26 protein-coding genes and 1 riboswitch are annotated in these 23,745 nt (G+C 61.8%); of the genes, 9 read left to right on the top strand and 17 right to left on the bottom strand.

Features of this window, described 5'->3' with window-relative positions:
* Positions 1-7: 7 nt before the first annotated feature.
* Genes G4923_RS15310 through G4923_RS15295 form a run of 4 tightly spaced genes read left to right on the top strand, consistent with a single transcriptional unit; the run spans position 8 to position 4,254 of the window.
* Entirely contained in the window at positions 8-1,021 is a 1,014-nt protein-coding gene (locus G4923_RS15310; RefSeq protein WP_163137586.1) for an ABC transporter ATP-binding protein, read from the top strand.
* Positions 1,018-1,986 (top strand): ABC transporter permease, encoded by a 969-nt coding sequence (locus tag G4923_RS15305; RefSeq protein WP_163137585.1) that lies wholly within the window; start codon positions 1,018-1,020, stop codon positions 1,984-1,986. Before G4923_RS15310 ends, G4923_RS15305 begins: the two co-directional genes overlap by 4 nt.
* Positions 1,976-2,794, top strand: a complete 819-nt coding sequence (locus G4923_RS15300; RefSeq protein ID WP_106885710.1) for an ABC transporter permease — start codon at positions 1,976-1,978, stop codon at positions 2,792-2,794. The genes G4923_RS15305 and G4923_RS15300 overlap by 11 nt, the downstream gene beginning before the upstream one ends.
* 29 nt (positions 2,795-2,823) lie before the next feature.
* Complete coding sequence (locus G4923_RS15295; RefSeq protein ID WP_163137584.1) at positions 2,824-4,254, top strand: gamma-aminobutyraldehyde dehydrogenase; 1,431 nt, start codon at positions 2,824-2,826, stop codon at positions 4,252-4,254.
* Between the two features lie 75 nt (positions 4,255-4,329).
* On the opposite strand, the gene cyoE is transcribed toward G4923_RS15295, so the two are convergent.
* From cyoE to G4923_RS15275, 4 genes are all read right to left on the bottom strand, one after another.
* A complete protein-coding gene (cyoE, locus tag G4923_RS15290) occupies positions 4,330-5,235 on the bottom strand; it encodes a heme o synthase (protein WP_163137583.1) in 906 nt (301 codons plus the stop codon).
* Positions 5,232-6,248, bottom strand: a complete 1,017-nt coding sequence (locus G4923_RS15285) for a COX15/CtaA family protein (RefSeq protein ID WP_163137582.1) — start codon at positions 6,246-6,248, stop codon at positions 5,232-5,234. The genes cyoE and G4923_RS15285 overlap by 4 nt, the downstream gene beginning before the upstream one ends.
* A gap of 70 nt (positions 6,249-6,318) precedes the next feature.
* The gene (locus tag G4923_RS15280) at positions 6,319-6,807 is read right to left on the bottom strand and encodes a hypothetical protein (protein ID WP_163137581.1); all 489 of its coding nucleotides are present in this window, start codon (positions 6,805-6,807) and stop codon (positions 6,319-6,321) included.
* A complete protein-coding gene (locus tag G4923_RS15275) occupies positions 6,804-7,466 on the bottom strand; it encodes an SURF1 family protein (RefSeq protein WP_163137580.1) in 663 nt (220 codons plus the stop codon). Before G4923_RS15275 ends, G4923_RS15280 begins: the two co-directional genes overlap by 4 nt.
* 81 nt (positions 7,467-7,547) lie before the next feature.
* Here G4923_RS15275 and G4923_RS15270 point away from each other — a divergent pair, with 81 nt between their 5' ends.
* Positions 7,548-7,754 (top strand): DUF2909 family protein, encoded by a 207-nt coding sequence (locus tag G4923_RS15270; RefSeq protein WP_005330432.1) that lies wholly within the window; start codon positions 7,548-7,550, stop codon positions 7,752-7,754.
* Between the two features lie 8 nt (positions 7,755-7,762).
* Here the strand turns inward: G4923_RS15270 and G4923_RS15265 are convergent, their stop codons facing one another.
* The 6 genes from G4923_RS15265 to G4923_RS15240 all read right to left on the bottom strand — a co-directional run bounded on the left by G4923_RS15265 (position 7,763) and on the right by G4923_RS15240 (position 14,722).
* Positions 7,763-8,644, bottom strand: coding sequence for a cytochrome c oxidase subunit 3 (locus tag G4923_RS15265; protein WP_163137579.1), 882 nt, complete (start codon positions 8,642-8,644; stop codon positions 7,763-7,765).
* Between the two features lie 2 nt (positions 8,645-8,646).
* Positions 8,647-9,201: a cytochrome c oxidase assembly protein gene (locus G4923_RS15260; protein WP_163137578.1), complete on the bottom strand. Its 555-nt coding sequence runs from the start codon at positions 9,199-9,201 to the stop codon at positions 8,647-8,649.
* A 9-nt stretch (positions 9,202-9,210) separates the two neighbouring features.
* Positions 9,211-10,797, bottom strand: a complete 1,587-nt coding sequence (ctaD, locus tag G4923_RS15255) for a cytochrome c oxidase subunit I (protein ID WP_163137577.1) — start codon at positions 10,795-10,797, stop codon at positions 9,211-9,213.
* Between the two features lie 9 nt (positions 10,798-10,806).
* On the bottom strand, positions 10,807-11,967 hold the full coding sequence (gene coxB / locus G4923_RS15250; protein ID WP_163137576.1) for a cytochrome c oxidase subunit II: 1,161 nt from the start codon (positions 11,965-11,967) through the stop codon (positions 10,807-10,809).
* A 371-nt stretch (positions 11,968-12,338) separates the two neighbouring features.
* On the bottom strand, positions 12,339-14,411 hold the full coding sequence (locus tag G4923_RS15245) for a tRNA(Met) cytidine acetyltransferase TmcA (RefSeq protein WP_163137575.1): 2,073 nt from the start codon (positions 14,409-14,411) through the stop codon (positions 12,339-12,341).
* Positions 14,408-14,722 (bottom strand): HlyU family transcriptional regulator, encoded by a 315-nt coding sequence (locus tag G4923_RS15240; protein WP_139745641.1) that lies wholly within the window; start codon positions 14,720-14,722, stop codon positions 14,408-14,410. The genes G4923_RS15245 and G4923_RS15240 overlap by 4 nt, the downstream gene beginning before the upstream one ends.
* 139 nt (positions 14,723-14,861) lie before the next feature.
* On the opposite strand from G4923_RS15240, the gene G4923_RS15235 reads away from it, so the two are divergent.
* From G4923_RS15235 to G4923_RS15225, 3 genes are all read left to right on the top strand, one after another.
* Complete coding sequence (locus G4923_RS15235) at positions 14,862-15,068, top strand: bacterioferritin-associated ferredoxin (protein WP_010675777.1); 207 nt, start codon at positions 14,862-14,864, stop codon at positions 15,066-15,068.
* A gap of 135 nt (positions 15,069-15,203) precedes the next feature.
* Positions 15,204-15,683 carry a bacterioferritin gene (gene bfr, locus G4923_RS15230; RefSeq protein WP_163137574.1) on the top strand — a complete coding sequence of 160 codons (480 nt, stop codon included), beginning with the start codon at positions 15,204-15,206 and terminating at the stop codon, positions 15,681-15,683.
* A 311-nt stretch (positions 15,684-15,994) separates the two neighbouring features.
* Positions 15,995-16,453: a methylglyoxal synthase gene (locus G4923_RS15225; protein WP_162520173.1), complete on the top strand. Its 459-nt coding sequence runs from the start codon at positions 15,995-15,997 to the stop codon at positions 16,451-16,453.
* A 63-nt stretch (positions 16,454-16,516) separates the two neighbouring features.
* Here G4923_RS15225 and G4923_RS15220 read toward each other — a convergent pair whose 3' ends face one another.
* Complete coding sequence (locus G4923_RS15220) at positions 16,517-17,104, bottom strand: superinfection exclusion B family protein (RefSeq protein WP_025328396.1); 588 nt, start codon at positions 17,102-17,104, stop codon at positions 16,517-16,519.
* A gap of 204 nt (positions 17,105-17,308) precedes the next feature.
* Positions 17,309-17,416: riboswitch (yybP-ykoY riboswitch) on the top strand.
* An 88-nt stretch (positions 17,417-17,504) separates the two neighbouring features.
* Here G4923_RS15220 and G4923_RS15215 point away from each other — a divergent pair.
* On the top strand, positions 17,505-18,491 hold the full coding sequence (locus G4923_RS15215; protein WP_163137573.1) for a sodium:calcium antiporter: 987 nt from the start codon (positions 17,505-17,507) through the stop codon (positions 18,489-18,491).
* A 95-nt stretch (positions 18,492-18,586) separates the two neighbouring features.
* On the opposite strand, the gene ansB is transcribed toward G4923_RS15215, so the two are convergent.
* From ansB to chbA, 6 genes are all read right to left on the bottom strand, one after another.
* Positions 18,587-19,645 carry an L-asparaginase 2 gene (ansB, locus tag G4923_RS15210; protein WP_163137572.1) on the bottom strand — a complete coding sequence of 353 codons (1,059 nt, stop codon included), beginning with the start codon at positions 19,643-19,645 and terminating at the stop codon, positions 18,587-18,589.
* 129 nt (positions 19,646-19,774) lie between these two features.
* Entirely contained in the window at positions 19,775-19,969 is a 195-nt protein-coding gene (locus G4923_RS15205) for a heavy-metal-associated domain-containing protein (protein ID WP_111911060.1), read from the bottom strand.
* Positions 19,970-20,031: 62 nt separating this feature from the next.
* The gene (locus tag G4923_RS15200; RefSeq protein WP_163137571.1) at positions 20,032-20,994 is read right to left on the bottom strand and encodes a LacI family DNA-binding transcriptional regulator; all 963 of its coding nucleotides are present in this window, start codon (positions 20,992-20,994) and stop codon (positions 20,032-20,034) included.
* 127 nt (positions 20,995-21,121) lie between these two features.
* On the bottom strand, positions 21,122-22,261 hold the full coding sequence (locus G4923_RS15195; protein WP_139745636.1) for a carbohydrate porin: 1,140 nt from the start codon (positions 22,259-22,261) through the stop codon (positions 21,122-21,124).
* 226 nt (positions 22,262-22,487) lie between these two features.
* Entirely contained in the window at positions 22,488-23,417 is a 930-nt protein-coding gene (locus tag G4923_RS15190) for an ROK family protein (RefSeq protein WP_163137570.1), read from the bottom strand.
* Positions 23,418-23,428: 11 nt separating this feature from the next.
* Positions 23,429-23,740: a PTS N,N'-diacetylchitobiose transporter subunit IIA gene (gene chbA, locus G4923_RS15185; RefSeq protein WP_106885692.1), complete on the bottom strand. Its 312-nt coding sequence runs from the start codon at positions 23,738-23,740 to the stop codon at positions 23,429-23,431.
* Positions 23,741-23,745: the final 5 nt, after the last annotated feature.

Raw genomic sequence — 23,745 nt, 5'->3', positions numbered from 1 at the left:
ACGTACCATGACAGCCGTACAATTTGACCGGGTCAGCCGCCACTATGGCGAGGTGAAGGCGGTCGACGACATCTCCTTCCAGATCCCGTCCGGAGAATTCTTCACCCTGCTGGGCCCGAGCGGTTCCGGCAAGACCACCTGCCTGCGGATGATCGCGGGCTTCGAGTACCCGAGCGAGGGGGAGATCCGGCTGTTTGGCGAGCCCTGCTCCCGGGTGCCACCCTATGATCGCAACCTCAACACCGTGTTCCAGGACTACGCCCTCTTCCCCAACATGGATGTGCGGGACAACATCGGCTACGGCCTGATGATCAGGGGTGTGCCCAAGGCGGAGCGCCACCGCAAGGTGGACGAGATGCTGGAGCTGGTGCGCCTGCCCGGCGTCGGCAGCCGCAAGCCGGGGCAGCTCTCCGGCGGCCAGCGCCAGCGCATCGCCATCGCCCGGGCCCTCATCAACCAGCCGCGCATCCTGCTGCTGGACGAACCTCTGGGGGCGCTGGACCTCAAGCTGCGCGAGCAGATGCAGCTTGAGCTGAAAGCCTTACAGCGCCAGCTCGGCATCACCTTCATCTTCGTCACCCACGATCAGCAGGAGGCGCTCTCCATGAGCGACCGCATCTGCATCTTCAGTCAGGGCAAGATCGAGCAGATAGCCGCGCCCGATACCATCTACGACGCCCCGGCGACGCCGTTTGTGGCCCGTTTCGTTGGCACCGTCAATCTGTTCGAGGGGGAGCAGGCCCGGCGGCTGTGCGGTGACGAGCGCCAGATGATGGTGCGCCCGGAGCGGATCCGGCTCGGCGAGGCCGGCATGCCCGGCTGGTCCGGCGAGATCCGCGAGGTGGAGTATCTGGGCCCCTTCGTGCGCTACCGGGTCAGCCTGGGAGAGCAGCTCGAGATCATCGTCAACCACCCCAACGAGGGGCAGGCCCGTCTGGCCCGTGGCGCCCGGGTCAGCCTCAGCTGGCCTGAGCAGGCCATCCACCGCCTGAGTGCCTCAGGATCGGGGACTCAGCCATGAGCCTCCCCCACAGTGCGAGCCTTGCCATGAGCCACGCCACCGAACCTGCACGCTTGCGACCGCTGCGGCGCCTCTCCACCCTGCTCTACGGCCGTCCCGGCCTGCTGCTGGGAATACTGCTGGGGCCGCCCCTGCTCTGGCTCGGCATCATCTATGTGGGCTCATTGCTGATGCTGCTCTCCAACGCCTTCTTCGGGCTGGACGAGTTCAGCGGTCAGGTGCGTCACGAGCTGGGGCTGCAAAATTTCATCGCCCTGCTGCGGCCGGAAAACCTGGACGTCATCGGCCGTACCGTCGGCATGTCGCTGCTGGTGACCCTGGCCTGCGCCCTGCTCGGCTTCCCCATCGCCTACTACATGGCGCGCTACACCAGCGGCAAGACCCGGGCGCTGTTCTACGTGGGCATCATGCTGCCGCTCTGGTCCAGCTATCTGGTGCGGGTCTATGCCTGGAAGCTGATCCTGGCCAAGGAGGGGGTGATCAGCTGGCTGGCGGACAGCCTGTGGCTGGAGTGGCTGCTGGATGGCATCCTCTCCCTGCCGATGATTGGCGGCCCCTCCCTGTCGTTTTCGCGGCTCGGCACCTTCATCGTCTTCGTCTACGTCTGGCTGCCCTTCATGATCCTGCCCATTCAGGCGGCGGTGGAGCGTATTCCGCGCTCCCTGCTGGAGGCGAGCAGCGATCTGGGGGCGACCCCGGCCCAGACCTTCCGCACCCTGATACTGCCGCTGGCACTGCCCGGCGTGGTGGCGGGCTCCATCTTCACCTTTTCCCTGACGCTGGGGGACTACATCATCCCCGGCATCATAGGCAACTCGACCATGTATATAGGCCAGGTGGTCTACATGCAGCAGGGCACGGCGGGCAACCTGCCCTTCGCCGCCGCCTTCTCACTGGTGCCCATCCTTATCATCGCCATCTACCTGACCATTGCCAAACGTCTGGGGGCCTTCGATGCGCTCTAATCCACCCATGAACCAGGCCTCCGGCCTGCTCAAGTACGCGGCCATCGGCGGCCTCTTGTTCCTGCACTTCCCGATCCTGTTCATCTTCCTCTACGCCTTCACCAGCGAGAGCAAGAGCTACCAGTTCCCGCCCCCCGGGCTCACCCTCAAGTGGTTCGAGGTGACCCTGAATCGCCCCGACGTGTGGCGCGCCATCCAGCTGTCGCTGGAGGTGGCCGGGCTGGCGACCCTGGCGGCCATGGTGCTCGGCACCCTGGCGGCGGGAGCCATAGCCCGCAGCCGCTTCTTCGGCCAGGAGGTGGTGTCGCTCTTGCTGGTGCTGCCCATCGCCCTGCCCGGTATAGTCACAGGCATAGCGCTGCGCTCCGCCTACGGCCTGATGGAGATCCCGTTCAGCTTCTGGACCATAGTCATAGGCCACGCCACCTTCTGCGTGGTGGTGGTCTACAACAATGCCCTGGCCCGTTTTCGCCGCACCAACCAGTCGCTGATCGAGGCGTCCATGGATCTCGGGGCCGACGGCTTCCAGACCCTGCGCTACGTCATCCTGCCCAACCTCGCCACGGCGCTGCTGGCGGGAGGCATGCTGGCCTTTGCCCTGAGCTTTGACGAGGTGATAGTCACCACCTTCACCGCGGGCCAGCAGACCACGCTGCCCATCTGGATGTATCAGGAGCTGATCCGTCCCCGTGACAGACCCGTCACCAACGTGGTGGCCCTCATCATAGTGGCCGTGACCACCATTCCCATTCTGCTTGCCTACTACCTCACCCGCGACGGCCAGGACGTCGCCGGCAGTGGCAAATAATGACTCAACGCCTGCGCAAGGATGCAACCATGAAATTCTCTACCCAACTCTTGATCGACGGCCAGTTCGTGACCGGTGACGGCCAGGCTGAGCCCATCCTCAATCCCGCCACCGGGGAGCTGATCGCCTCTGTGCCCGAGGCGTCGTTCGAGCAGGTGAACCGGGCGGTGAACGGCGCCCAGCGCGCCTTCGCCCAGTGGAGCCGCACCACCCCGGCAAGCCGCAGTATCCTGCTGCTGCGCCTGGCGGATGCCATAGAGCGCCATGCCGAGGAGTTCGCGGCGCTCGAATCCCTCAACTGCGGCAAGCCCTATCTGGCGGTGCTCAATGACGAGCTGCCCGCAGTGGTGGACTGCTTCCGCTTCTTCGCCGGGGCGGCCCGCTGCCTGCAAGGGCCGCTGGCGGGGGAGTATATCGAGGGGCACACCAGCATGATCCGTCGCGATCCCATAGGGGTGGTGGGCAGCATAGCCCCCTGGAACTACCCCCTGATGATGGCGGCCTGGAAGATGGCACCAGTGCTGGCGGCAGGCAATACTGTGGTGCTCAAACCCTCGGAGCAGACCCCGCTCACCGCCCTGCGCCTCGCCGAGCTCGCCAGCGAGATCTTCCCGCGCGGCGTCATCAACATCGTCTGCGGCCGGGGCGAGAGCGTGGGGGCGCCGCTGGTGGAGCACCCGCTGGTGCGAATGGTATCGCTCACCGGTGACATCGCCACCGGCCAGAAGATACTGCAGAGCGCCGCCCGCACCATGAAGCGCACCCACCTTGAGCTGGGTGGCAAGGCGCCCGTCATCATCTTCGACGATGCGGATCTGGAGGCCGTAGTGGCAGGCATTCGCACCTTCGGCTTCTACAACGCCGGGCAAGACTGCACCGCCGCCTGCCGCATCTATGCCCAGGGCAAGATCTACGACAAGTTCGTCGCGGCCATGACGGAGGCGGTCGCCTCCATCAAGGTGGGGGGCCAGCGTGAAGAGGGGGTGGAGATGGGGCCGCTCATCTCCGACCGCCAGCGCAACCGGGTCGCCAGCTTCGTGGAGCGGGCCCAGAGCAGCGGCCACGTGGAGGTGACGACTGGCGGCAAGATCCGCCCCGGCAACGGCTTCTTCTTCGAGCCGACCCTGATAGCCCACGCCCGCCAGGAGGATGAAATCGTGCGCCGGGAGGTGTTCGGCCCCGTGGTGTCGGTGACCCGCTTTGGCGACGCCGAGCAGGTGGTGCAGTGGGCCAACGATTCGGACTACGGCCTCGCCAGCTCGGTGTGGACCCGGGATCTGAGTCTGGCCAGCAAGGTGGCCAGCCACCTGCAATATGGCTGCACCTGGATCAACACCCACTTCATGCTCACCTCGGAGATGCCCCACGGCGGCATGAAGATGTCCGGTTACGGCAAGGATCTCTCCCTCTACGCCCTGGAAGATTACACTGTGCCGCGCCACATCATGGTCAAGCTCTGAACATGATTCAGGCTGGCCCCGGGGCCAGCCTGAATGCGCAAACAACGATGCAAATCCCCTGCCAGATACCTTCCCCTACGACAGCCGCCACAGCCAGTGGTGATCCAGAATAAGCAGACCAAACAGCAGCATCAGGTGATAGATGGAGAAGCGGAAGGTGCGCATCGCCTGACCGGGGCGCTCCGAATACTTCAGCAACCAGCCATGCCAGCAGAACCCGAGGTTCAGCGCCAGGCTGCCGATCAGATAGAGCAGCCCGGACATGCCGATCAGGTAGGGCAGCAGGCAGACCAGGGTCAGGATCAGCAGATAGAGCAGGATCGCCGTCTTGGTGAATGCTATGCCGTGGGTGACGGGCAGCATGGGAATGTTCGCACCGGCATACTCATCGCGGCGATGGATGGCCAGGGACCAGAAGTGGGGCGGCGTCCAGGTGAAGATGATCATCACCAGCAGCCAGGGTTCGGCCGAGAGTCCTCCTGTGATGCTGGTCCAGCCCAGCAGCGGTGGCATGGCGCCCGCCAGCCCGCCGATGACTATGTTCTGTGGCGTGGCCCGCTTGAGCACCAGGGTATAGACGACCGCATAGCCAAACAGGCTGGCCAGGGTCAGCCAGGCGGTCAGGGGATTCACGCCCCAATAGAGCAGGACGAAGCCCATCAACGCCAGCCAGAGCGCAAACGCCATCGCAGACTTGGGCCCGATCCGCCCCATGGCGACCGGTCGCCAGCGCGTTCTGCGCATCTGGGCATCGATGCCGTGATCCAGAGAGTGGTTCATGGCCGCGGCCCCGGCCGCCAGCAGCCCTATCCCCGCCAGCCCCAGCACCATCTCGTCCAGGGAGGCCTGGGTCGGCTCGGCCAGCAGCATGCCGACCCAGGCGGTCAGCAACAGCAAGGCCACCACCTTGGGCTTGGTCAGCTGGTAATAATCCCGCAGCAGCCGGGGGTCGATGAAGTGAGCCAAGGGCTTGCTGTTCATGTCTGACTCCTGATCGCCTCGGGCGACAGCAAGGGGGAAGGCCGAGGACGAGAGAGCCGCCCACGGGCAAGCACAGAACACACCAGCAGGTGCGCCGCCACCAGGTTGTGCGCGAGTGCATTCGCCAACGGCAGGGCCAGGTGGACGTTCGCCAGCCCCAAGGCAATTTGCACCAGCAGCAGGGTCAGCAAGAGCCCCCCCAGGAAGCGCAACGGGGCTCCCTGGCGGATCAGGGCGAGGGCAAAGCCCCCCACCAGCAGAGCGGTGGCAAGGGCCCCCAGACGATGGGCGATATGGATGGTCTGGCGCGCCTCCTTGCTCAGCACCCCGAACTCATAGCTGGCGTGGCCGAGTGGCAGATGAAAGGCCTCCTCCCAGTTCAATTGCGCCTGCCAGCTCCCCTGGCAGAGAGGCAGCTCGACGCAGGCCATGGCCGCATAGTTCGCCGACGTCCAGCCACCCAGCGCTATCTGCAGCAGCAACACGCCACAGGCCGCATTGCCGAGCCAGGGCAAGCCCTGCCCGCAGCAGACAGGCACGTTCGCGGGGAAGCGCGCAAGCTCGGCCCGATAGAGCCAGAGCAGGGTCAAGATGGCGAACCCACCCAGCAGGTGGGTGGTCACCACCAGAGGGTGCAGCGCCAGCGTCACAGTCCACATGCCCAGCGCCGCCTGCCCAACCACCAGCACCAGCAAGGCCCCCGATAGGTGACGCAGACGACCGCCAGCGCGCCAGCTCAGCACGAACAGCAGCGCAATCACACCGCCCAGCACAGCGGCAAAGTAGCGGTGCACCATCTCGCTGCGCGCCTTGTGGGGCTCCAGCGGCGTATCCGGGTAGAGCTGGGCCGCCCGCTCCATATGCGCGGACTGGGGGACGGCCAGGGAACCGTAACAGCCGGGCCAATCGGGGCAGGCCAGCCCGGCATCCGTCAGTCGGGTATAGGCCCCAAGCACGATAACCAGTAGCGCCAGCACGATGGCGATCGATACCAACCGCTTCTGTATCTTCATACGGCACCTCGCTGACGCTTGTCTCCGGATGATGGCAACAGGACGCACGATACAGTCCTCAGGTGCGCTTTCATTGCACGCCTCGCTGATACTTGAGCAGTTGCTGCAGATCCGACAGCACTGCCTTGCCAAGCAACGGCCACGCCGCCGTGCTGGCCGGTACCTCGTAGCGCAGGATGGCCAGCCCTTGCGAGTCCACCAACATCATATCGCCCGCACGCACAGCTCCGTTCACCCCGCGCGGCGGCGTATCAGTCAGTTGCACCAGATCCAGCTTGTCCAGGTTGCGGCCTAGGGCGCTTTGGATCCGCGACATCAACTCGGGCACCTGTTGACATTGCGCCTCACAGCGCCGGGCGGCCAGATAGACCAGCCGCCATTTGCTCTGATGGGGCGGGAGCGGCTGCAACAGATAGACCTCATGATCCAACCAGGCCCCCTTGTTGCGGGTACCGGGTTCATACCAGCCCTGCCTCAGGGTCAGCGCAGCCAAAACCACAGGCAGCAGTATCACCAGCGCAAAGAGGACAGGTACCTTACATCTTGACCATGAATTCATGGGGATAACCTCCTTGTCAGCACCAGGCCCCCCACCAGCATCACCAGCGCCAGCCCAAGCCATTGAGCTGCATATGCCCTGTGCTTCTCGGGCGGCATGACATTCGGCTGGTAGTGATGGAGGAAGGGAGTGTGTTTTTGATAAAACACGGCATCGGCGAGGGGCGAGCCGATGATCTCGCTCAGGGCATCCACCCTGATGGACTGCAGCCGGTTAGGATAGGGGCCGGATTCGATGTTTTGACCCAGCAAGACGCCGCCGGGGGCCGTGCGCAGCAAGCCATCGAGTTTCAGAGTTGCCGGGATGACGGGCCTTGGCAGTTGCTGCCGGCTGGCTAGCGCAGGCACCCAGCCCAGATTGACCAGCAGCAAGGGACGGGCATCACCGGCGCGTACCGGTATGATGATGTCATAGCCGATCTCGCCCGCCACCGCCTGGTTGTCCAGCAGCCAGACATGAGGGGACACCCATTCGACCTCCCCTCCCAGTGACAGGCCGTCCAGTGACTCAAGGTTGCCCCAGTCGATCCGGGCAAGCGTCATTGGCGCCACCTGCTGCGCCACCGCCATCCGTCCCAGCCAGGCCTCTTTCTCCATCCCGCGCTGCCACTGCCAGAGCGACAGCTTGCACAAACCGGCCGTCACAACCAGAGTGAACATCAGTACGATCCAGCGCCTGTGATGCCATGGTCGCTGCTTATCCCATGTTGCCATGTCACGCATATAACGGAGGGCTCCAACATGTTGATCAAGATAGTGCTGGTACTGATGCTGCTGCTCATCATAGGACAGCTGTTTCATGCCCTCTGGTTGATGATGACCACGGGTCACCCCCAGAAGATGTCGGCACCCCTGGGGCGCCGGGTGTTCTTTTCACTGCTGGTGGTCGTCATCCTGCTGCTCTCCCTGATGATGGGCTGGCTGGAGCCCAACCCGCGCCCTTACTGATCCCGACCTCAGAGCAGGTAGACGAACACGAAGAGGCAGAGCCAGACCACATCGACGAAGTGCCAGTACCAGGCCGCGGCCTGGAAGGCGAAGTGGCGCTCGGCGGTGAAGTGATCCTTCAGCACTATCCGCAGCCAAATGATCAGCAGGAATACAGTCCCCAGGGTGACATGCAAGCCATGGAATCCGGTCAGGATGAAGAAGGTATTGCCGTAGATGCCGGAGTCCAGTCGCAGCCCCAGATCCTGGTACGCATGCAGGTATTCATAGCCTTGCAGCCAGAGGAACGCCAACCCGAGCACTACGGTCACAAGCAGCATTCCCTTGAGGCGACTGCGTTTTCCATTCTCCAGGCCGGTATGTGCAAACAGCAGGGTGACTGAGGATGCGAGCAGGATCAGGGTATTGATGAGGGGGATACCGTGCCAGGGCATGGCCTGGGTCGTGGTGCCTCCCGGAGTCTTGACCATGGGCCAGTGAGCCGAGAAATCCGGCCACAGCAACTGGGCCGTCATCGCCTTGTTGCCCGCGCCATCCAGCCAGGGCATGGCAAGCTGGCGGGCATAAAACAGCACCCCGAAGAAGGCCAGGAAGAACATCACCTCGGAGAAGATGAACCAGACCATGCCTTGCCGGAAGGAGCGATCCATCTGGGCGCTGTAGAGCCCGGTCATGGACTCCTGGATGATGTGGCGAAACCAGCCAAACAGCATGAAGACCAGCAAGGCAACGCCAGCCATCATCAAATACCGGCCGACCCCGGCCTGCTTGCTCGCCACTTCATTGACCAGATGCCCCGCCCCGAAAGCCAGGAAAAACAAGGCCACCGCCCCTATGATGGGCCAGCGGCTCTGGTCCGGGACATAATACGTCTGGTTCACTTTGGCCATGATTATTTCCTCTGCGCCAGCGTCGGGGCTGGGGTGGACTGAGTGATGTCATAGAGTGAATAGGAGAGCGTGATGGTGTTTATGTTGTCGGGCAAATCGGGGTCGACATAAAACTTGAGTGGCATCAGCTTGCTCTCCCCCGCCTGCAACTCCTGGCGGTTGAAGCAAAAGCACTCCACTTTCTTCAAGTAGGCGGCGGCGGGACCGGGCGAGACCGACGGCACCGCCTGACCAATCATGGTGCGATCGGTGGGATTGAACACCCGATAATTGACCAGCTTCATCTCACCCGGCCGCACCGACAACCGCGCTGTTTCGCCGCTGAACTGCCACGGCATCTGGGTGTCCGCATGGGCAAGAAACTCGATCTGGACGGTCCGTTTACTGTCGATCACCGCCCGCTCAGCCGTGGCCGGCTGCACTGCAGTCTTGCCGTTGAGGCCGGTGATCCTGCAGAAGACGTCATACAGCGGCACCAGTGCAAAGGCGAACCCGAACATGACAAGCACCACCAGGGCCAGCTTTCTGAGCAGGGGACCGTGATTGACCTGAGCCATATGATCTCCTTACCGCACGTCTGGCGGGGTCTTGAAGCTGTGGTAGGGAGGGGGGGATGAGAGCGTCCACTCCAGTCCCTCCGCCCCTTCCCACACCTGATTGCTCGCCTGCCGGCCTCCCCTGATGCACTTGATCACCCCCCAGACGAACAGCAACTGCGACAGCCCGAAGGCGAAACCGCCGAGACTGATCAGCATGTTGAAGTCGGCAAATTGCAGCGCGTAATCCGGAATGCGACGGGGCATGCCCGCCAGACCGACGAAATGCATGGGGAAGAAGAGCACATTGACCGAAATGAGCGAGCACCAGAAATGCCACTGTCCGAGCCGCTCGTCATACATGTGCCCCGTCCATTTGGGCAACCAGTAATAAGCAGCGGCCAGGATCGAGAAGACGGCGCCGGTGACCAGCACATAATGGAAATGGGCCACGACAAAATAGGTATCGTGATATTGGAAATCGGCCGGGATCATGGCCAGCATCAACCCCGAGAAGCCGCCTATGGTGAACAGGGTGATGAAGGCGATGGCAAACAGCATGGGGGTCTCGAACGTCAGTGATCCCCGCCACATGGTGGCAACCCAGTTGAATACCTTCACCCCGGTCGGCACCGCTATCAACATGGTGGCGTACATGAAGAACAGCTCGGCGACCACGGGCAGCCCAGTCGTAAACATGTGGTGAGCCCAGACCATGAATGAAAGCAACGCTATGCTGCTGGTGGCATAGACCATGGAGCGATAGCCAAACAGCTGCTTGCGAGAGAAGGTGGGAATGATGCTGGAGACGATACCAAAGGCCGGCAGTATCATGATGTACACCTCCGGATGGCCAAAGAACCAGAAGATGTGCTGGAACAGCACAGGATCCCCGCCCCCGGCCGCATCGAAGAAGCTGGTCCCGAAATACTTGTCCGTCAGTACCATGGTCACCGCCGCCGCCAGGACCGGCATGACAGCGATGAGCAGGAAGGCAGTGATAAGCCAGGTCCAGACAAACAGCGGCATCTTCATCCAGCCCATGCCCGGCGCCCGCAGGTTGAAGATGGTGACGATGACGTTGATGGCCCCCATGATGGAAGAGATACCCATGATGTGGATGGCAAAGACGAACAGCGCCGTGCTGTTGCCGCTGTATTTGGTGGACAGGGGGGCATAGAAGGTCCACCCCGAGCTGGGGCCACCGCCCTCCATGAACAGGCTCGACAGCAGGATCAGAAACGCAAACGGCAGGATCCAGAAGCTCCAGTTGTTCATCCGGGGCAGCGCCATGTCCGGGGCCCCGATCATGATGGGGATCAGCCAGTTGGCGAGGCCGGTGAAGGCGGGCATCACGGCGCCAAAGACCATGATGAGACCATGTACTGTGGTCATCTGGTTGAAGAACAGGGGCTCGACCAGTTGCAGCCCGGGTTGGAACAGCTCGGCCCGAATGACCATGGCCATGGCGCCACCGGTGAAGAACATGGTCAGGGCGAACAGCAGATAGAGGGTGCCGATATCTTTGTGATTCGTGGTGTATAGCCAGCGCCTCAGGCCCGATGCAGGTTGGTGGGCGTGCTCGCTGTGCAGGGTATCCGTGATTCCATCACTCATGCTGGCGCCTCACTTGTCCTTGTTTGGATCGACTGGGTTCAGAAGGGACTGCACCTCTGCAGCCTGAATGAGATCACCGGTCTTGTTGTCCCAGGCATTGCGCTCGTATGTCACGACGGCGGCGAGTTCCTGGGCCGTCAGCTGCTTGCCGAAGGGCTGCATCGCCGTCCCGCTCTTGCCATGCAGGACTATATCCAGGTGTTGGGCCCTATGTTCTGGCAGCGTCGCCACCTTGCTGCCCTTGAGGGCCGGGAAGATGCCGGGCAACCCCGTACCCGCGGGTTGATGGCAGGCGGCGCAATGACCCAGGAACACCTTCTCCCCCAGCTCCATGGCCTGCGGCAGCGTCATGGTCTGGTTGGCCAAGTCTTGCTGCTGGGCCTTGGCTGCCGCCTGATCTGCCGCTGTCTTGGCGATCCAGCCATCGAACTCCCCGGCCGGTTTGGCCACCACCACTATGGGCATGAAGCCATGGTCTTTGCCGCACAGCTCGGCACACTGCCCCCGGTAGGTGCCAGCCTTGTCAATGCGAGTCCAGGATTCATTGATGTAACCGGGATTGGCATCTTTCTTCACGGCAAAGGCCGGAACCCACCAGGAGTGGATGACGTCGTCCGAGGTCATCAGGAATCGGATCTTCTTGCCGATGGGCAACACCAGAGGCTGATCCACTTCCAGCAAATAGGTGCCGCTCTTGGGCTCGTCCCCCGAGATCTGCTTCTTGCTGGTCGCCAGCAAGGAGTAGAACTCCACCGGATGCTCGAGGTATTTGTAATGCCATTTCCATTGCGAGCCCGTTATGAGCACGGTCAGATCGGCTTTGGAGGTGTCCTCCATCTTCAGCAGCGTCGAGGTCGCCGGGGCCGCCATGGCGACCAGGATCAGCACCGGGATGGCGGTCCATAACAGCTCGATGCGGGTGCTCTCGTGGAATTGGGCGGCCTTGGCGCCGCGAGACTTTCTGTGGTGGACTATGGACCAGAGCATGGCCCCGAAGACGATCAGGCCAATGGCGCAGCAAATATAGAAGATCGTCATATGCAGGTCATACACCTGCTGGCTGATGGCGGTCGCCCCGCGCGTCATGTTGAATGTGATGTCGTTGGCGGAAACACTGCTACTGGCGAGCCACACCATCCATGCGCCATGGTTGATTGCATTTTTTCCCACATTGCACTCCCTGTGCACGTTAGAAAAGATGGCAAGCATTGACAGTTCAAACGCTAACCATCTGAAAATAATGCATTTATTAAACGTTCAGTCACACTCAAGTATTAGTCGATATTCTGAAAAAACCAAAGTGATGCCAGCCGACGAGGGACTCGTCAGAGCAGTTGGCATCCTATCCGGGGTAAACGAGGGATGTGCTGGCGGCAGCCATTGCCCCATGGCATAACCCAGAACGGCTCAATCACAGGATCCCTCCGGTAGCGAGCAGCCAAAGCGCTCGACAAAAAAAGAGAAGGGGCCACCCGGGCCCCTTGTTCATCTGTGGTGACCAGCGGTGCCTTCTCGCGCCGCCGCGGCCAGGTCGTTCGTCGTCAGGCCATGGGCGCCGGTTTGTCCAACAGCCGGGCCAGCAGGCTGCGCAGCTGCTTGATCAGCGCAGGCTTACCAGCAACACCCAACGTCTTTGCCAACTCGGCCCAGGGCACATACTGCCAGATGGAGGCGATCAGCAGCCGACGCTCGTCGGGAAGCAGTTCATCCAGCACAGTCAACCGACTGGCCAGCCAGCGTTGCAGGCTGGCTTGGCACAGCTCGAACGGTTTGTGATGATGGGCAAAGCAGTCGATCTCCTGATACTGGAACTCATCCAGATCGGGCGCCTCTGCGGCCGCGTTTCCTCTCAGGCATAGCCAGACCAGCTCAGGATCCAGCCCCTTGAGCTCTCCTGCCAGCAGGGTGGGCAACTGGTTCACGAAGCGCCGTCGCCATTGGGCCAGCTCCGAATCGAGCTCCGCTTTCAGCGGTTTGAGCAACAAGGCCGCATGGCTGCCGCTGGCCGCATCCCGCTGCAGACCGATGCGCAATACCGTCAAGCCCCCCTTGAGCCAGAATGGCAGCACATCGGGACTCGCAGAAAAGGCTGACCCCAGATAGTCGTATCCCTGCGTGCGGTAGTGTGTTTCCAGCTGCACCAGCAACAGAGAACCCAGTCCCAGCCGATGCAAGGCGGGATGAATGGCGATGCGCATCACCCTGGCATAGGTACGCTCCCCTGCCGTGATGAAGCCCGCGTGTGCCAGCAGCGACTGGGGCAAGAGATGACCGCGGGGGCGTCTTCGCCCGCCCCAGATGTCATGAGCCAGCGCCGGCGCTATGTTTCCTTCCCGGGCCACCAGGGCAACACCGAGCAACTCTTTATCCTGCTCCAGCAGGTGGATATCGAGATCCGGGCTCTCCAGCAAATACCGCAGATCACTCGGACTGGTCTGATAATGGGCCAGGACGAGCAGACCGAACACCCGATTGAGCAGAGCCTCATCCCCGGCCAGCGTCTCCTGTTCCAGCCGTTGCCAGCTCGGTGCTTTCGGGGGAGCCGGTGCCACTATGTCGGCATTGAGGCCGAGCAGCCGGAAGATCAGCGGCTCCAGCGGATCATGCCGGCTCCAGCGGATGGGTTCCGCCAGATGCAGCTCCTGCCAATCCGGGGTCTGCCTGTCGAGCACCCGCTTGAAGCGCAGATGAAAACCACGCCCCGTCCCCTCATAGCCGTGCTCAGTGGTAGCGAATACGATGCGGCTGTGACGGGCCAGGATGGCTTCCAGCAGCGGGGTCGGAATGGCGGCGGCCTCATCCACCAGCAGCAGATCCGCTTGCACATCCCCTTGAACCACTCGGTCTGGCGACACATAGGTCAGTCCCGCCAGTCGCTCTGGCGTGTCTGCCAGCGCGGTCGAGGCATGGGCAAAGAGTGTGGCGACGGTCGCCTGGGAAGGAGCCGTCACCACTATCCGCAGGCCGGGATCCTGGCGCAGCAGATCGGCGCTGGCCAGACCCAGCAGCGCACTCTTGCCACGGCCACGATCCGCACTCAGCACCAGCGGACGGCGACGATGACCATGCAACACCTTGTGAATGGCTGGCAGCGCACGGGCTTGATCGGTGCTGAGTGGCCGGCTTGCGTCAAGAGGACACCAGGGCTCACCGCCGACGGGAGGGTTCAAAGAGAGGGCAGGATCCCCTGTCAGCAGCCGCACCAAGCGGGCGATAAAACCATGACCCGCCAGCTTTGCATCCTCAGGCTGGGCGACCAGTCGCAGCCTGTCCGGATCCGGGTAGGCTGGCCATGTCTCTCTGGGGGGCGTCAGCAGCAGCAGCAGACCACCGGCGCGCAACGTGCCCGCCAAGGCGCCGAAAGCATCGGGATGAAAGCCGCTGAAGGCGTTGAACACCAGGGTATCGCACTCCTGACCCAACCGTTGCAGCGCCTTGGCAGCGGGCAGCGGGCCATGGCATGCGGGGCCGTCCCCCAGCCAGAAGACAGCCTCCCCCAGCAAGGGTTCGGCACGGGTGATGCAATCGGCTTCGAGCCCTTCCAGCCAGATCAGGCGCCGTTCACCGGTGCGAGCGAGGGCCTGACGCAAGAGATCCACCTCGGATGGGATCATGAGGCTGAACTGTCGTCCGGCTTCACCCGTGGCTCAAACATGCGCTCCCCCATCTGATCGATGAAGGTATGGGCTTTTTGCACCATGAAACGCTCGGCGTCGGCCGGGTTGGCGAACAGATCGGAGCGGATGAAGCGGTGAGTTTGCAGCACACCATCCACATCCTTGGTGATGCGCCCTGCAAGCCGGAACTGCCCCCCTTCCGCCATGGGTTCGGGATAAATGAGATAGCCGGCGTATTCGGTGGGCGTGACGTCGGCGGTCTGGGCGGGTTGCCCCTTGAACAGGGCACTGAATAGTTTCTTGAGCATGTTCGTCTCCTCTCTGATGGTTGCATTCTCCTCAAGGGGGGAATCACTGGCAAGCAGGGGATCTTATTACCATTCGTTCTTTGCACTACGAACCATTCTCATTTAGATTTCATCTCATTCCAGCATGAGGTCCATTATTATGTACGTGTGTTTGTGCCGCGGCATCACAGATAACCAGATCCGCAAGGCGGTACAGGCAGGCAAGACCGAGTTCAGACAGCTGAAACAATCGCTGGAAGTCGGTGCCCAATGTGGCAAGTGCGTGCGCATGGCGATGGAGATCATCGCCACCGAGATCGACAAGATGGAGTCGGAGCAGGCGCCCCTTTATTACGAAGTGGCATGAAATACCTCTCCCCTCACCTCATCGAGCGGATGCTCTTCCTTTCGGGGTAGGCGATTCGCCATCCTCTTATGGTCATTTTTCTCGACTACGCTCTAGTGATCGGTGCCCTAGGCTCGAACACGAGGAGTAATGTCGATGAAAGGAGATCCCAAAATCATTGCCCACCTCAACAAGGTGCTGGCCAATGAGCTGGTTGCCATCAACCAATATTTCCTGCATGCCCGCATCTACGATGACTGGGGCCTCAAGGGGCTTGGGCACAAGGAATATCATGAGTCCATCGATGAGATGAAACATGCCGACGAGCTGGTCAAGCGGGTGCTGTTTCTGGAAGGACTGCCCAACTTGCAGGATCTGGGCAAGCTGCGTATCGGTGAGACAGTCGAGGAGATGTTGCGCTGCGATCTGTCACTGGAAATGGATGCCATTCCCGACCTGAAAGTGGCCATCACCTATGCCGAGTCCGTCCATGATTATGTCAGCCGTGACCTGTTCCAGGATATCCTGGAAGACGAGGAGGAGCACGTCGACTGGCTGGAAACCCAGCTGGATCTCATCGCTCGCATCGGCCTGGAAAACTATCAGCAATCCCAGCTTCATACCGCATCATCCTGAGTGCGGATGTCATTAAGACCTGCCCCCAACCCGCCAAGGCGGGTTTTTTCTGGGCCACCACCTTGAAGCCCAGGCATGAATTTGAAACATACGGGCATTACTCTCTGCCAGGCAGCTGGCCAACCGGGGTGTTTCCGTCAGCCAACCCCCTTCACGATACTGGGCGCACCGCCGGATCCGGCGAACGAGGCACAGCCCAAGCCGGATTGAACCATTGCAGTGATCACAGTTACGATGCAGGGCAAAGCAGCGCACGCCGCTTTCGATTAGGATACGGCCCTATTCCCATCACTTTGCTACGGATGATTTCCATGGAACTGATTGCACGTGAGATGGCCCCCCACAAGCGGGTGGCCCTGGTGGCTCACGACAACATGAAGACCCCATTGCTGAACTGGGTGCTGCGCCGCAAGGAGGAGCTCAAGCTCCACCACCTCTATGCGACCGGCACCACGGGTACCCTGCTCGGCAAGAAGGCACAGTTGCCCATCACCTGCCTCTTCTCCGGCCCCATGGGCGGCGATCAGCAGCTCGGCGCCCTGATTGCCGAGGGCAGGATCGACGTGATGATCTTCTTCTGGGATCCCCTCAATGCCGCGGCGCACGATCCGGACGTGAAGGCGCTGCTGCGCCTCGCGGCGGTCTGGAACATCCCGGTCGCCACCAACGAAGCGACGGCGGACTTCATCATGGACAGCCCGCACATGCAGCAGGCATTCAGCGTACAGGTGCCCGACTACGCCGGTTATCTCAAGGCAAGAACCGAGTAACCCCAACCAGATAGCAAAGAGCCGGACAGTGTCCGGCTCTTTTGTCTGAAGAATGGTGACGGCTCAGCGCTGGAAACTCTTCTGGGCGAACTTGGGTCTGGCGTTCATGATCTGCTCCACCTGCTCGTCGCTCATCTTGCCGCGCGACAGCCCCAGCACCTTGTAGGTCAGCAGCGGCCGTGCCGGCAGCGCAATCATCAGGGCGCGGATCTGGTTTTCGTCCTCTTTCTCTCGCACCGGCTTGCCATAGGCATAGGTCAGCACCCCGGCATCCATCAGGTTTTTGACGGCAGGCTCGGTGATCGGCAGGTTTATGACGCTTTTGCGTTGCAGCACGAACTCGCGCAGCACCGCCTTCTCGTTGAAGTCGAGGAAGCCTATCATCTGGGCCAGCTGATCCTGTTGACGACGGGATTGCCACTCGTCACAGGCCCATTCCCAGGCGATCAGGAAACCCTGGCTGCAGAAGTAGGAGATGGCAATCAGCATGCCGACCCCCAGCCAGGCGGCGTGAGCCGTAGCCCACTGGCTGACGGCGCCTTTCATCAGCCCGGCCGGGAACAGCAATATGATGCTGCAGCAGAGCAGCAGCCAGACCATCAGCCAATTGAGACGATTCAGCTGGTAAAAATGTTGGATCCACCGTTTCATCGTTCACCCTTCCCAAGTCAATGTGGACAGTAGTCAACTCATAGCAATCCCTGTGCCAAGGCGAGGATCCTGTGGGCGGGATCTGGATCCTGGCGGGCAGAACTGATGGGATGAGTCTGTGGCCAGGTTACATCCCCTTACAAGTTGCCGAGGGGACGAGCCGCCATTTTCCTTGTGGGGCGGCCCATCTCTTGGTAAAAAGCCCGCACTGTCATTGGGGAGTAGCAACCCGCCCGTGATCCGGGCAGGGCTCATGTCAACATTCTTGGATCATCAGATCCATGGCATGAGCGGCGATAGCATCTATCGCCCTGCAAGACCTTTGGCCTCGATACGCAAGCCAGCCGGGCGAGCCGTATCGGGTCCATCGGTTGTTCTGCTCGCCTGGCGGTTGCCTATTATGTTGATCACCCTGCTGTTATTTCTGCTCTCTGCCGTCACCATCTACCTGGCCTGCGAATATTTCGTCAACGGCATCGAATGGACCGGCCATCACCTCCAGTTCTCCCAAAGCGCCACCGGCTCCCTGTTGGCGGCCCTAGGCACTGCCTTGCCCGAATGCATAGTTACCCTGACCGCGCTGCTGATGGGGGATGCCCCCGCCCAGCAACAGATTGGGATAGGCGCCGCCCTCGGTGGCCCCCTGCTGCTCTCCACCATAGGCTATGCCGCCGTCGGCCTGACCCTGCTGCTGTGCATGAGCCCTGAACACAGGGCCATAGATGGCGAGGTGCAGCGAGAGACTGGTCGGGATCAGGCCTGGTTTGTCGGTATCTTCCTGGTGGCGGTGGCCCTCGGCATGGTGGCCTTTACCGGCAAAACCTGGCTGGCCCCGCTGTTCGTGCTGGTGTATCTGGTCTATGTGCGGCGCGAGCTGAAACAGACCGACAGCCACGAGACCCCGTTGCCAGAGCCCCTCAAGCTGGATCCCAAGGCGGGGATCCCGGCCCTTCGCAAGGTGCTGCTGCAGACCCTGGGAGCCCTGGTGGTAGTGGCGCTGGCGGCGCAGCTGTTCGTTCATCAGCTGGAGAGCATGGGCGAGTTGTTCGGCCTCTCCCCCGTGCTGGCGGCCCTGCTGCTGAGCCCGGTGGCGACCGAGATGCCGGAGCTGATGAACGTGCTGATCTGGGTGCGTCAGGGCAAGAACCGGCTGGCGCTGGCCAATATCTCCGGCGCCATGATGATCCAGGGCACGATCCCCAAGGCATTCTGCCTGCTGTTCACCCCCTGGTTGCTCGACAGCACCATGATGGTCTCTTCGCTGGTGACCCTGCTGGCGGTAGTGCTGCTGTGGTGGGGCTTCAGCCGTGGGCGGATGACGGCGGGCAGGCTGGCCTGCGTGGGACTGGTGTACCTGGGTTTCTGCGGCTGGCTGATGGTGAGCTGACAGCGCGCGCTATGTGAAGATGACGCCACGAACAAGGGCAGGATCCGATCCTGCCCTTTTTTCATGGATTTAGGTTAGCGGGTTGAGCCCCGGGATCAGAACTGCTGGAACCAGCGCTGGATCTGGGCCGGATCCTTGCTCTGGGTCAGGGAGAGCATCAAGAGGATGCGCGCTTTCTGCGGGTTCAGGGTGCCGGCGGCCACGAAGCCGTACTTGGCGTCATCGATCTCGGCATCCAGGGTGGTGGCGCCGGTCGGCACGCGGGCGGAGCGCACCACCCGGATGCCATCCTTGCTCGCCTTGGCCAGGGTGTCGAACAGTGTGTGGTAGAGGTTGCCGTTGCCCACCCCGGCGCTGACGATGCCGTCAAACTTGGCATCCACCATAGCCTTGGCCGGCAGATCGGTGGCGTTGGCATAGTTGTAGACGATGCCCACTTGCGGCAGCTTGTCGAGCTTGCTCACGTCGAACGGCGTCTTGCTGGTGTGCAGGCGGGCCGGGCTGCGCTGGTAGTCGATCTTGCCGTTGTGGATGTAGCCGAGCGGGCCGAAGTTGGGGGCGGCAAAGGTCTGCACCCCTGTGGTGTTGGTCTTGGTGACGTCCCGGGCGTCCAGCACTGTGTCGTTCATGGCGACCATGACGCCACGTCCCTTGGAGCTGGGGTCCGAGGCGGTGACCACGGCGTTGTACAGATTGAGCGGGCCGTCGGCACTCATGGCGGTGGAGGGACGCATGGCACCCACCAGCACCACCGGCTTGTCACTCTTGACGGTCAGGTTGAGGAAGTAGGCGGTCTCTTCCATGGTGTCGGTGCCGTGGGTGATGACGATGCCATCCACGTCATCCTTGGCCAGCAGCTCGTTGACCCGCTTGGCCAGCTTGAGCCACACCTCGTCGTTCATGTCCTGGGAGCCGATCTTGACCACCTGCTCCCCCTGCACCTCGGCCACGTTCTTCATCTCGGGCACGGCGGCGATCAGGGTCTCGATGGCCACCTTGCCTGCCTCGTAGTTGGATTGGGTGGCGGACTGCCCCGCACCGGCTATGGTGCCACCGGTCGCCAGAATATGAACCTGCGGCAGGGCCATGGCCAGGGGGGATAGGGTCATGCCGAGGACGACGGCGAGCAGGGTCTTGCGGATAGGGTGAGTCATGCTGCAATCCTTTTGGGTTAGTTGACTGCAGCATTTTCATCCACTTTAAATCGTTTTTAAGTGATCACTCTCAACAATAAAAACAAGTAAACAGAATATTGGTCTGATTTTTACCCATATAGGGATAAATCACTCCGCATTGAATCCCTGGGCTTCGATCAGCGCGATCAACTCGCCCTTGCTCAGTTCGCTCTCGATAACGGCCTTGCGGCTGCCAAAATCGACCCGGGCCTGGCTGACAGCGCTCTGGGCCAGCAGTGCCTTCTGCAGGCTGGCGGCGCAGCCACCGCAGGACATGCCGGAGACAGTGAGTTCTATGGTCATGGGATATCTCCTCTGTGGATGTGTTCCCAGCCTAAAGCTGACGCCCGCGGCAAGGTCAAGCCCTAGCGGGCTACCACGGATTCACGCACCACCAGGCGTCCCTGGAATTTCTGCTGCTCATCGGCTGGTCGCAGACTCTGCGCCAGCTGTGCTTGCAACACCCGCACGCTCTCCTGGGCCAGCCGCTCACTCGGGTATTCGATGCAGGTCAGCGGTGGGGTCAGCTGGCTCGCCAGGGAGGAGCCTTCCAGGCTGATGACGGAGACATCTTGAGGGATATGGAGGTTGAACTCGCGCAACAGCCGCATGGCGTCGGCAGCCTGGGCATCTTGCTGCACCACCAGCGCGGTGAAGGGCAGGTAGCGATTGAGCAAACCGAGCAGCGCCTGCTGGTTGTCGGTACCGTCGATCACCAGCTGGCTGTTATAGGGCAGGGATTGCTGCTGAAGTGCCTGCTGATAACCCTGGATGGCGCTCTTTCCGGCTGGGGACAGTTTGTCATCCAGCATCAGCACCAGCTGGCGATGACCCTTGCCGAGCAGGAAGCGACAGGCGCTCTCGGTGGCAAAGGTCAGGTCATAGCTGAGATTGAGGTTGCCGGTGTCGCTCACCCCATCGAGCTGAATGAGGCGCGGGTCCGGATTCAGAGCTTGTTTGGTACCGAGGACCAGGACGCCGTCACAACGCCCTCCCAGCAGTTCATCGACCGCCAGCTGCTGTTGCTGCGCCTCGTCGGCAAAGCGCACCAGCATGCTCTTGCCCGTCTTGGCCAGCGCTCCTTCCAGCAGCGGCAGCATGCTGGCCAGACGATTGCCAAGCTGGGGGGAGAGGATGATGCCCACACAATCCGTCGCCTGGGTCGCCAGGGAGCGAGCAGTGGCATTGGGTCGGAAATTCAGCTGTTCGGCGGCTTGCAGCACGGCCAACCGACTCTCTTCACGCACGCCGCGCGAGCCGCTCAGGACGCGGGAAACGGTGGCTTTAGACACATTCGCGAGGCGCGACACATCGGTAATATTGGCCATGGCTTCATCAACGGTAACCGGTTAACAGGCCTCCATCCTAGCACAGGCCAGCGACCTCCGGTAAGGGCCGGCAGCCTGACCAATGGAAAAGGGGGGCCCTTGCCCCCCTCTGCCAATATGACTTCCATCAGAAGAAATATTTGAAACGCACCCGGCCACCGTAGCGATCCATGTTGTCCACCTCGCCGCTGTCGACATTCAGCTGGGACCAGTAGGCTCCCAGATAGATATCGAAGTTACTGAGATCCAGCACGCTCGGGATCTTGTAGGAGGCGTAGACGGTGTTGATGCTGTGCTTGCCGACCATCTTGCTGAAGTCGGCGCTGGTGTTGTTCAGATTGGCGCTGCTGATGTCGTTGATGGCGTAGACATAACCCAGGCCGGCATTGTGCCAGAGCAGGTTGGCGCCCAGGGTGGTATCGGTTTCAGCCTCGGCATCCATGCGGGCCAGGTTGGCATTGATGACCAGGGCATCCTGGGTCCAGCTGGTGGTGAGGCCATAACCCATGCGATCGGACACCGAGACGTCGTCGCTGGTGACGATGGCGTCGCTGATCACATTGCCCTCGGCCCCCAGGGCGACTTTCAGGTTTTCACCTTTCCAGGCGATGACGGGACGAACAATGATGGAGTCTTTGGCCTTGGTTAGCGCATAGCCGTGGTATTGCTGGCCTGCAAACAGATTGGTGCGATCTCCGATCAGGGTGGAGAGCTCCAGATACCAGTTGCCCGCCTCCTTGTTGAGCAGCAGCTGACCCCCCTTGCCTGCCCGGCCACGACCCTCCTTGAGCATGTAAACATAGCCATTGCCATCGGAGTAGAGGTCGTTGGCGCTGTCACCGGAATGCTCGACAAAGATATCCTGACCCAGCGGGAACATGTCGTAGGCCTCGAAACGACCGACCTTCATCCCCCAGTTGCTGCGCTGGCCGAACCCAAGATACGCATCGTCGGCACCGGCACCACCATTGGTGCCTATGGTGGGCTGGATCTGGATCTGGCCATAGCGACCATCTTCCAGCTCCCGCACCCCGAGGAAGTTCAGCAGCAGGCGACCATCCTCGTCCCAGCGATCGGTGCGGGTCTCGCTGGTTTGACCCAGCACGTTGCCACGGGTGGTATTGGACGCGTTCAGGTTGATCTCCGCATCGCCCCCCAGGCTCAGGCGCCCGAAGTCAGTGTTGGTCTCCACCACGGCGCTGGCCATGAAAGGGGTGCTCAGGGCCAGGATGGCAAGGAGCTGGGCGGACAGGTTTGTCAGTTTCATTATTATCATTCCTTGAGTTTTATGTTTTTGATATACAAGCACTTATTTATCTGCCTCCCCGAAGGGAGGACAAATTCGGGCATGCCTTTCCCCCATCGCGACGCAATGTAGGGCAAAGGGCATGGATCAGATCGGGTGGAGGACTAGGGCCCGAGGCAGTGTCTCAGCCCCCGGCAGGCATAGCCCGCCGGGGCAGGCGAGTCGGCGCTCTCTCCTCGGCCAAGGCTCAGATGGCCCATGTGGTGGCTCCTTCGACGCAGCTCGGCAGCCAGGCGGCGCCGCGCACCCCGCTGCTGTCCCCGTAGCGGGCAGGCACTATGGGGGTGAGGCACTGCTCCGAGAACAGGTAGGGAATCACTGCCGCGGGCAGATCACGATAGAGGGAGGCGATGTTGGAGAGGCCTCCCCCCAGTACGATGACATCCGGGTCCAGCACATTGATCAGGCTGGCGACGCTGCGGGCCAGGGCCTGGATGAAGTGGTCATAGTGGACCTCGGCCTCCACATCCCCCTCGGCGGCGGCCGTGATGATCCCAAGCGGCGACAGCCCGCGGCCATGGCGCTCCACGAAACGGCCGGCAAACCCTGTCCCGGAGACGAACCGCTCGATGCAGTTGCTGCGCCCGCAGTAACAGGGCTGGGTTGGGCCATCAAGCGCCGGATCGTAGCCGGGCAAGGGGTTGTGTCCCCACTCCCCGGTGATGGCGTTGGGACCGACGATGAGCTGGCGATTGACCACCAAGCCGCCACCACAGCCGGTGCCGAGGATGATGCCAAACACCACCCTGCCCGCCTCTCCCGCCCCGTCGACGGCCTCCGAGAGGGCGAAACAGTCGGCGTCATTGGCGAGCCAGACCGGCTGGCCCAGGGCCTGGGTCAAGTCTTGCTTGAGGTCCTGTCCGTTGAGAAACAGACAGTTGGCATTCTTGATGCGACCCGTCTGCGGGTCGATTGCCCCGGGCAGCCCGATGCCGATGGTGAAGGCGCTGTCCATCGCCTGCCGTATCTCCCTCACCAGATCTGTGATGGCCGCCAGGAAATCGCCGTACCCCGTGGTCGGGGTCGCGATCCGTCTGCGCAGCAGGCTGACGCCCTGGCCATCGAGCAGTTGAGCCTCGATCTTGGTTCCCCCGATGTCGAGTCCGAGTCGCAACATGATCGTCTTCCTCAGGCAGCCAGCTTGCGATGCAGCTCGATGAGCTCGGTGACCAGCTCCCGGGCCAACATGGCGGTCATCAGGTGATCCTGGGCGTGGACCAGGATCAGCGTGACCGGGATCTTGCCCTCCCCTTCATCCGCCTCGATCAGCCTGGTCTGCACCCCGTGGGCCGCATTGGCTGCCTCGGCAGCCTGGCGCAGCAGGTCATCAGCTTCCGCAAACTGGCCGGCCCTGGCCTGACGCAGCGCCTCGAAACAGAGGCTGCGGCTCATGCCAGCATTGATGATAAGACCCATGACGGTCTCTTCCAGATCGAACATACACA

Source organism: Aeromonas rivipollensis (assembly GCF_010974825.1).
Lineage (GTDB): Bacteria > Pseudomonadota > Gammaproteobacteria > Enterobacterales > Aeromonadaceae > Aeromonas > Aeromonas rivipollensis.
Note: the sequence above shows the minus strand (reverse complement) of the source record. Positions and strands in the feature narration are given on the sequence as shown.

Excerpts from the sequence above, each read along its gene's own strand:
- G4923_RS15310 (WP_163137586.1), top strand. The coding sequence starts at position 8 with ATGACAGCCGTACAATTTGACCGGGTCAGCCGCCACTATGGCGAGGTG.
- G4923_RS15305 (WP_163137585.1), top strand. The coding sequence starts at position 1,018 with ATGAGCCTCCCCCACAGTGCGAGCCTTGCCATGAGCCACGCCACCGAA.
- G4923_RS15300 (WP_106885710.1), top strand. The coding sequence starts at position 1,976 with ATGCGCTCTAATCCACCCATGAACCAGGCCTCCGGCCTGCTCAAGTAC.
- G4923_RS15295 (WP_163137584.1), top strand. The coding sequence starts at position 2,824 with ATGAAATTCTCTACCCAACTCTTGATCGACGGCCAGTTCGTGACCGGT.
- cyoE (WP_163137583.1), bottom strand. The coding sequence starts at position 5,235 with ATGAACAGCAAGCCCTTGGCTCACTTCATCGACCCCCGGCTGCTGCGG.
- G4923_RS15285 (WP_163137582.1), bottom strand. The coding sequence starts at position 6,248 with ATGAAGATACAGAAGCGGTTGGTATCGATCGCCATCGTGCTGGCGCTA.
- G4923_RS15280 (WP_163137581.1), bottom strand. The coding sequence starts at position 6,807 with ATGAATTCATGGTCAAGATGTAAGGTACCTGTCCTCTTTGCGCTGGTG.
- G4923_RS15275 (WP_163137580.1), bottom strand. The coding sequence starts at position 7,466 with ATGTTCACTCTGGTTGTGACGGCCGGTTTGTGCAAGCTGTCGCTCTGG.
- G4923_RS15270 (WP_005330432.1), top strand. The coding sequence starts at position 7,548 with ATGTTGATCAAGATAGTGCTGGTACTGATGCTGCTGCTCATCATAGGA.
- G4923_RS15265 (WP_163137579.1), bottom strand. The coding sequence starts at position 8,644 with ATGGCCAAAGTGAACCAGACGTATTATGTCCCGGACCAGAGCCGCTGG.
- G4923_RS15260 (WP_163137578.1), bottom strand. The coding sequence starts at position 9,201 with ATGGCTCAGGTCAATCACGGTCCCCTGCTCAGAAAGCTGGCCCTGGTG.
- ctaD (WP_163137577.1), bottom strand. The coding sequence starts at position 10,797 with ATGAGTGATGGAATCACGGATACCCTGCACAGCGAGCACGCCCACCAA.
- G4923_RS15245 (WP_163137575.1), bottom strand. The coding sequence starts at position 14,411 with ATGATCCCATCCGAGGTGGATCTCTTGCGTCAGGCCCTCGCTCGCACC.
- G4923_RS15240 (WP_139745641.1), bottom strand. The coding sequence starts at position 14,722 with ATGCTCAAGAAACTATTCAGTGCCCTGTTCAAGGGGCAACCCGCCCAG.
- G4923_RS15235 (WP_010675777.1), top strand. The coding sequence starts at position 14,862 with ATGTACGTGTGTTTGTGCCGCGGCATCACAGATAACCAGATCCGCAAG.
- bfr (WP_163137574.1), top strand. The coding sequence starts at position 15,204 with ATGAAAGGAGATCCCAAAATCATTGCCCACCTCAACAAGGTGCTGGCC.
- G4923_RS15225 (WP_162520173.1), top strand. The coding sequence starts at position 15,995 with ATGGAACTGATTGCACGTGAGATGGCCCCCCACAAGCGGGTGGCCCTG.
- G4923_RS15220 (WP_025328396.1), bottom strand. The coding sequence starts at position 17,104 with ATGAAACGGTGGATCCAACATTTTTACCAGCTGAATCGTCTCAATTGG.
- G4923_RS15215 (WP_163137573.1), top strand. The coding sequence starts at position 17,505 with ATGTTGATCACCCTGCTGTTATTTCTGCTCTCTGCCGTCACCATCTAC.
- ansB (WP_163137572.1), bottom strand. The coding sequence starts at position 19,645 with ATGACTCACCCTATCCGCAAGACCCTGCTCGCCGTCGTCCTCGGCATG.
- G4923_RS15205 (WP_111911060.1), bottom strand. The coding sequence starts at position 19,969 with ATGACCATAGAACTCACTGTCTCCGGCATGTCCTGCGGTGGCTGCGCC.
- G4923_RS15200 (WP_163137571.1), bottom strand. The coding sequence starts at position 20,994 with ATGGCCAATATTACCGATGTGTCGCGCCTCGCGAATGTGTCTAAAGCC.
- G4923_RS15195 (WP_139745636.1), bottom strand. The coding sequence starts at position 22,261 with ATGAAACTGACAAACCTGTCCGCCCAGCTCCTTGCCATCCTGGCCCTG.
- G4923_RS15190 (WP_163137570.1), bottom strand. The coding sequence starts at position 23,417 with ATGTTGCGACTCGGACTCGACATCGGGGGAACCAAGATCGAGGCTCAA.
- chbA (WP_106885692.1), bottom strand. The coding sequence starts at position 23,740 with ATGTTCGATCTGGAAGAGACCGTCATGGGTCTTATCATCAATGCTGGC.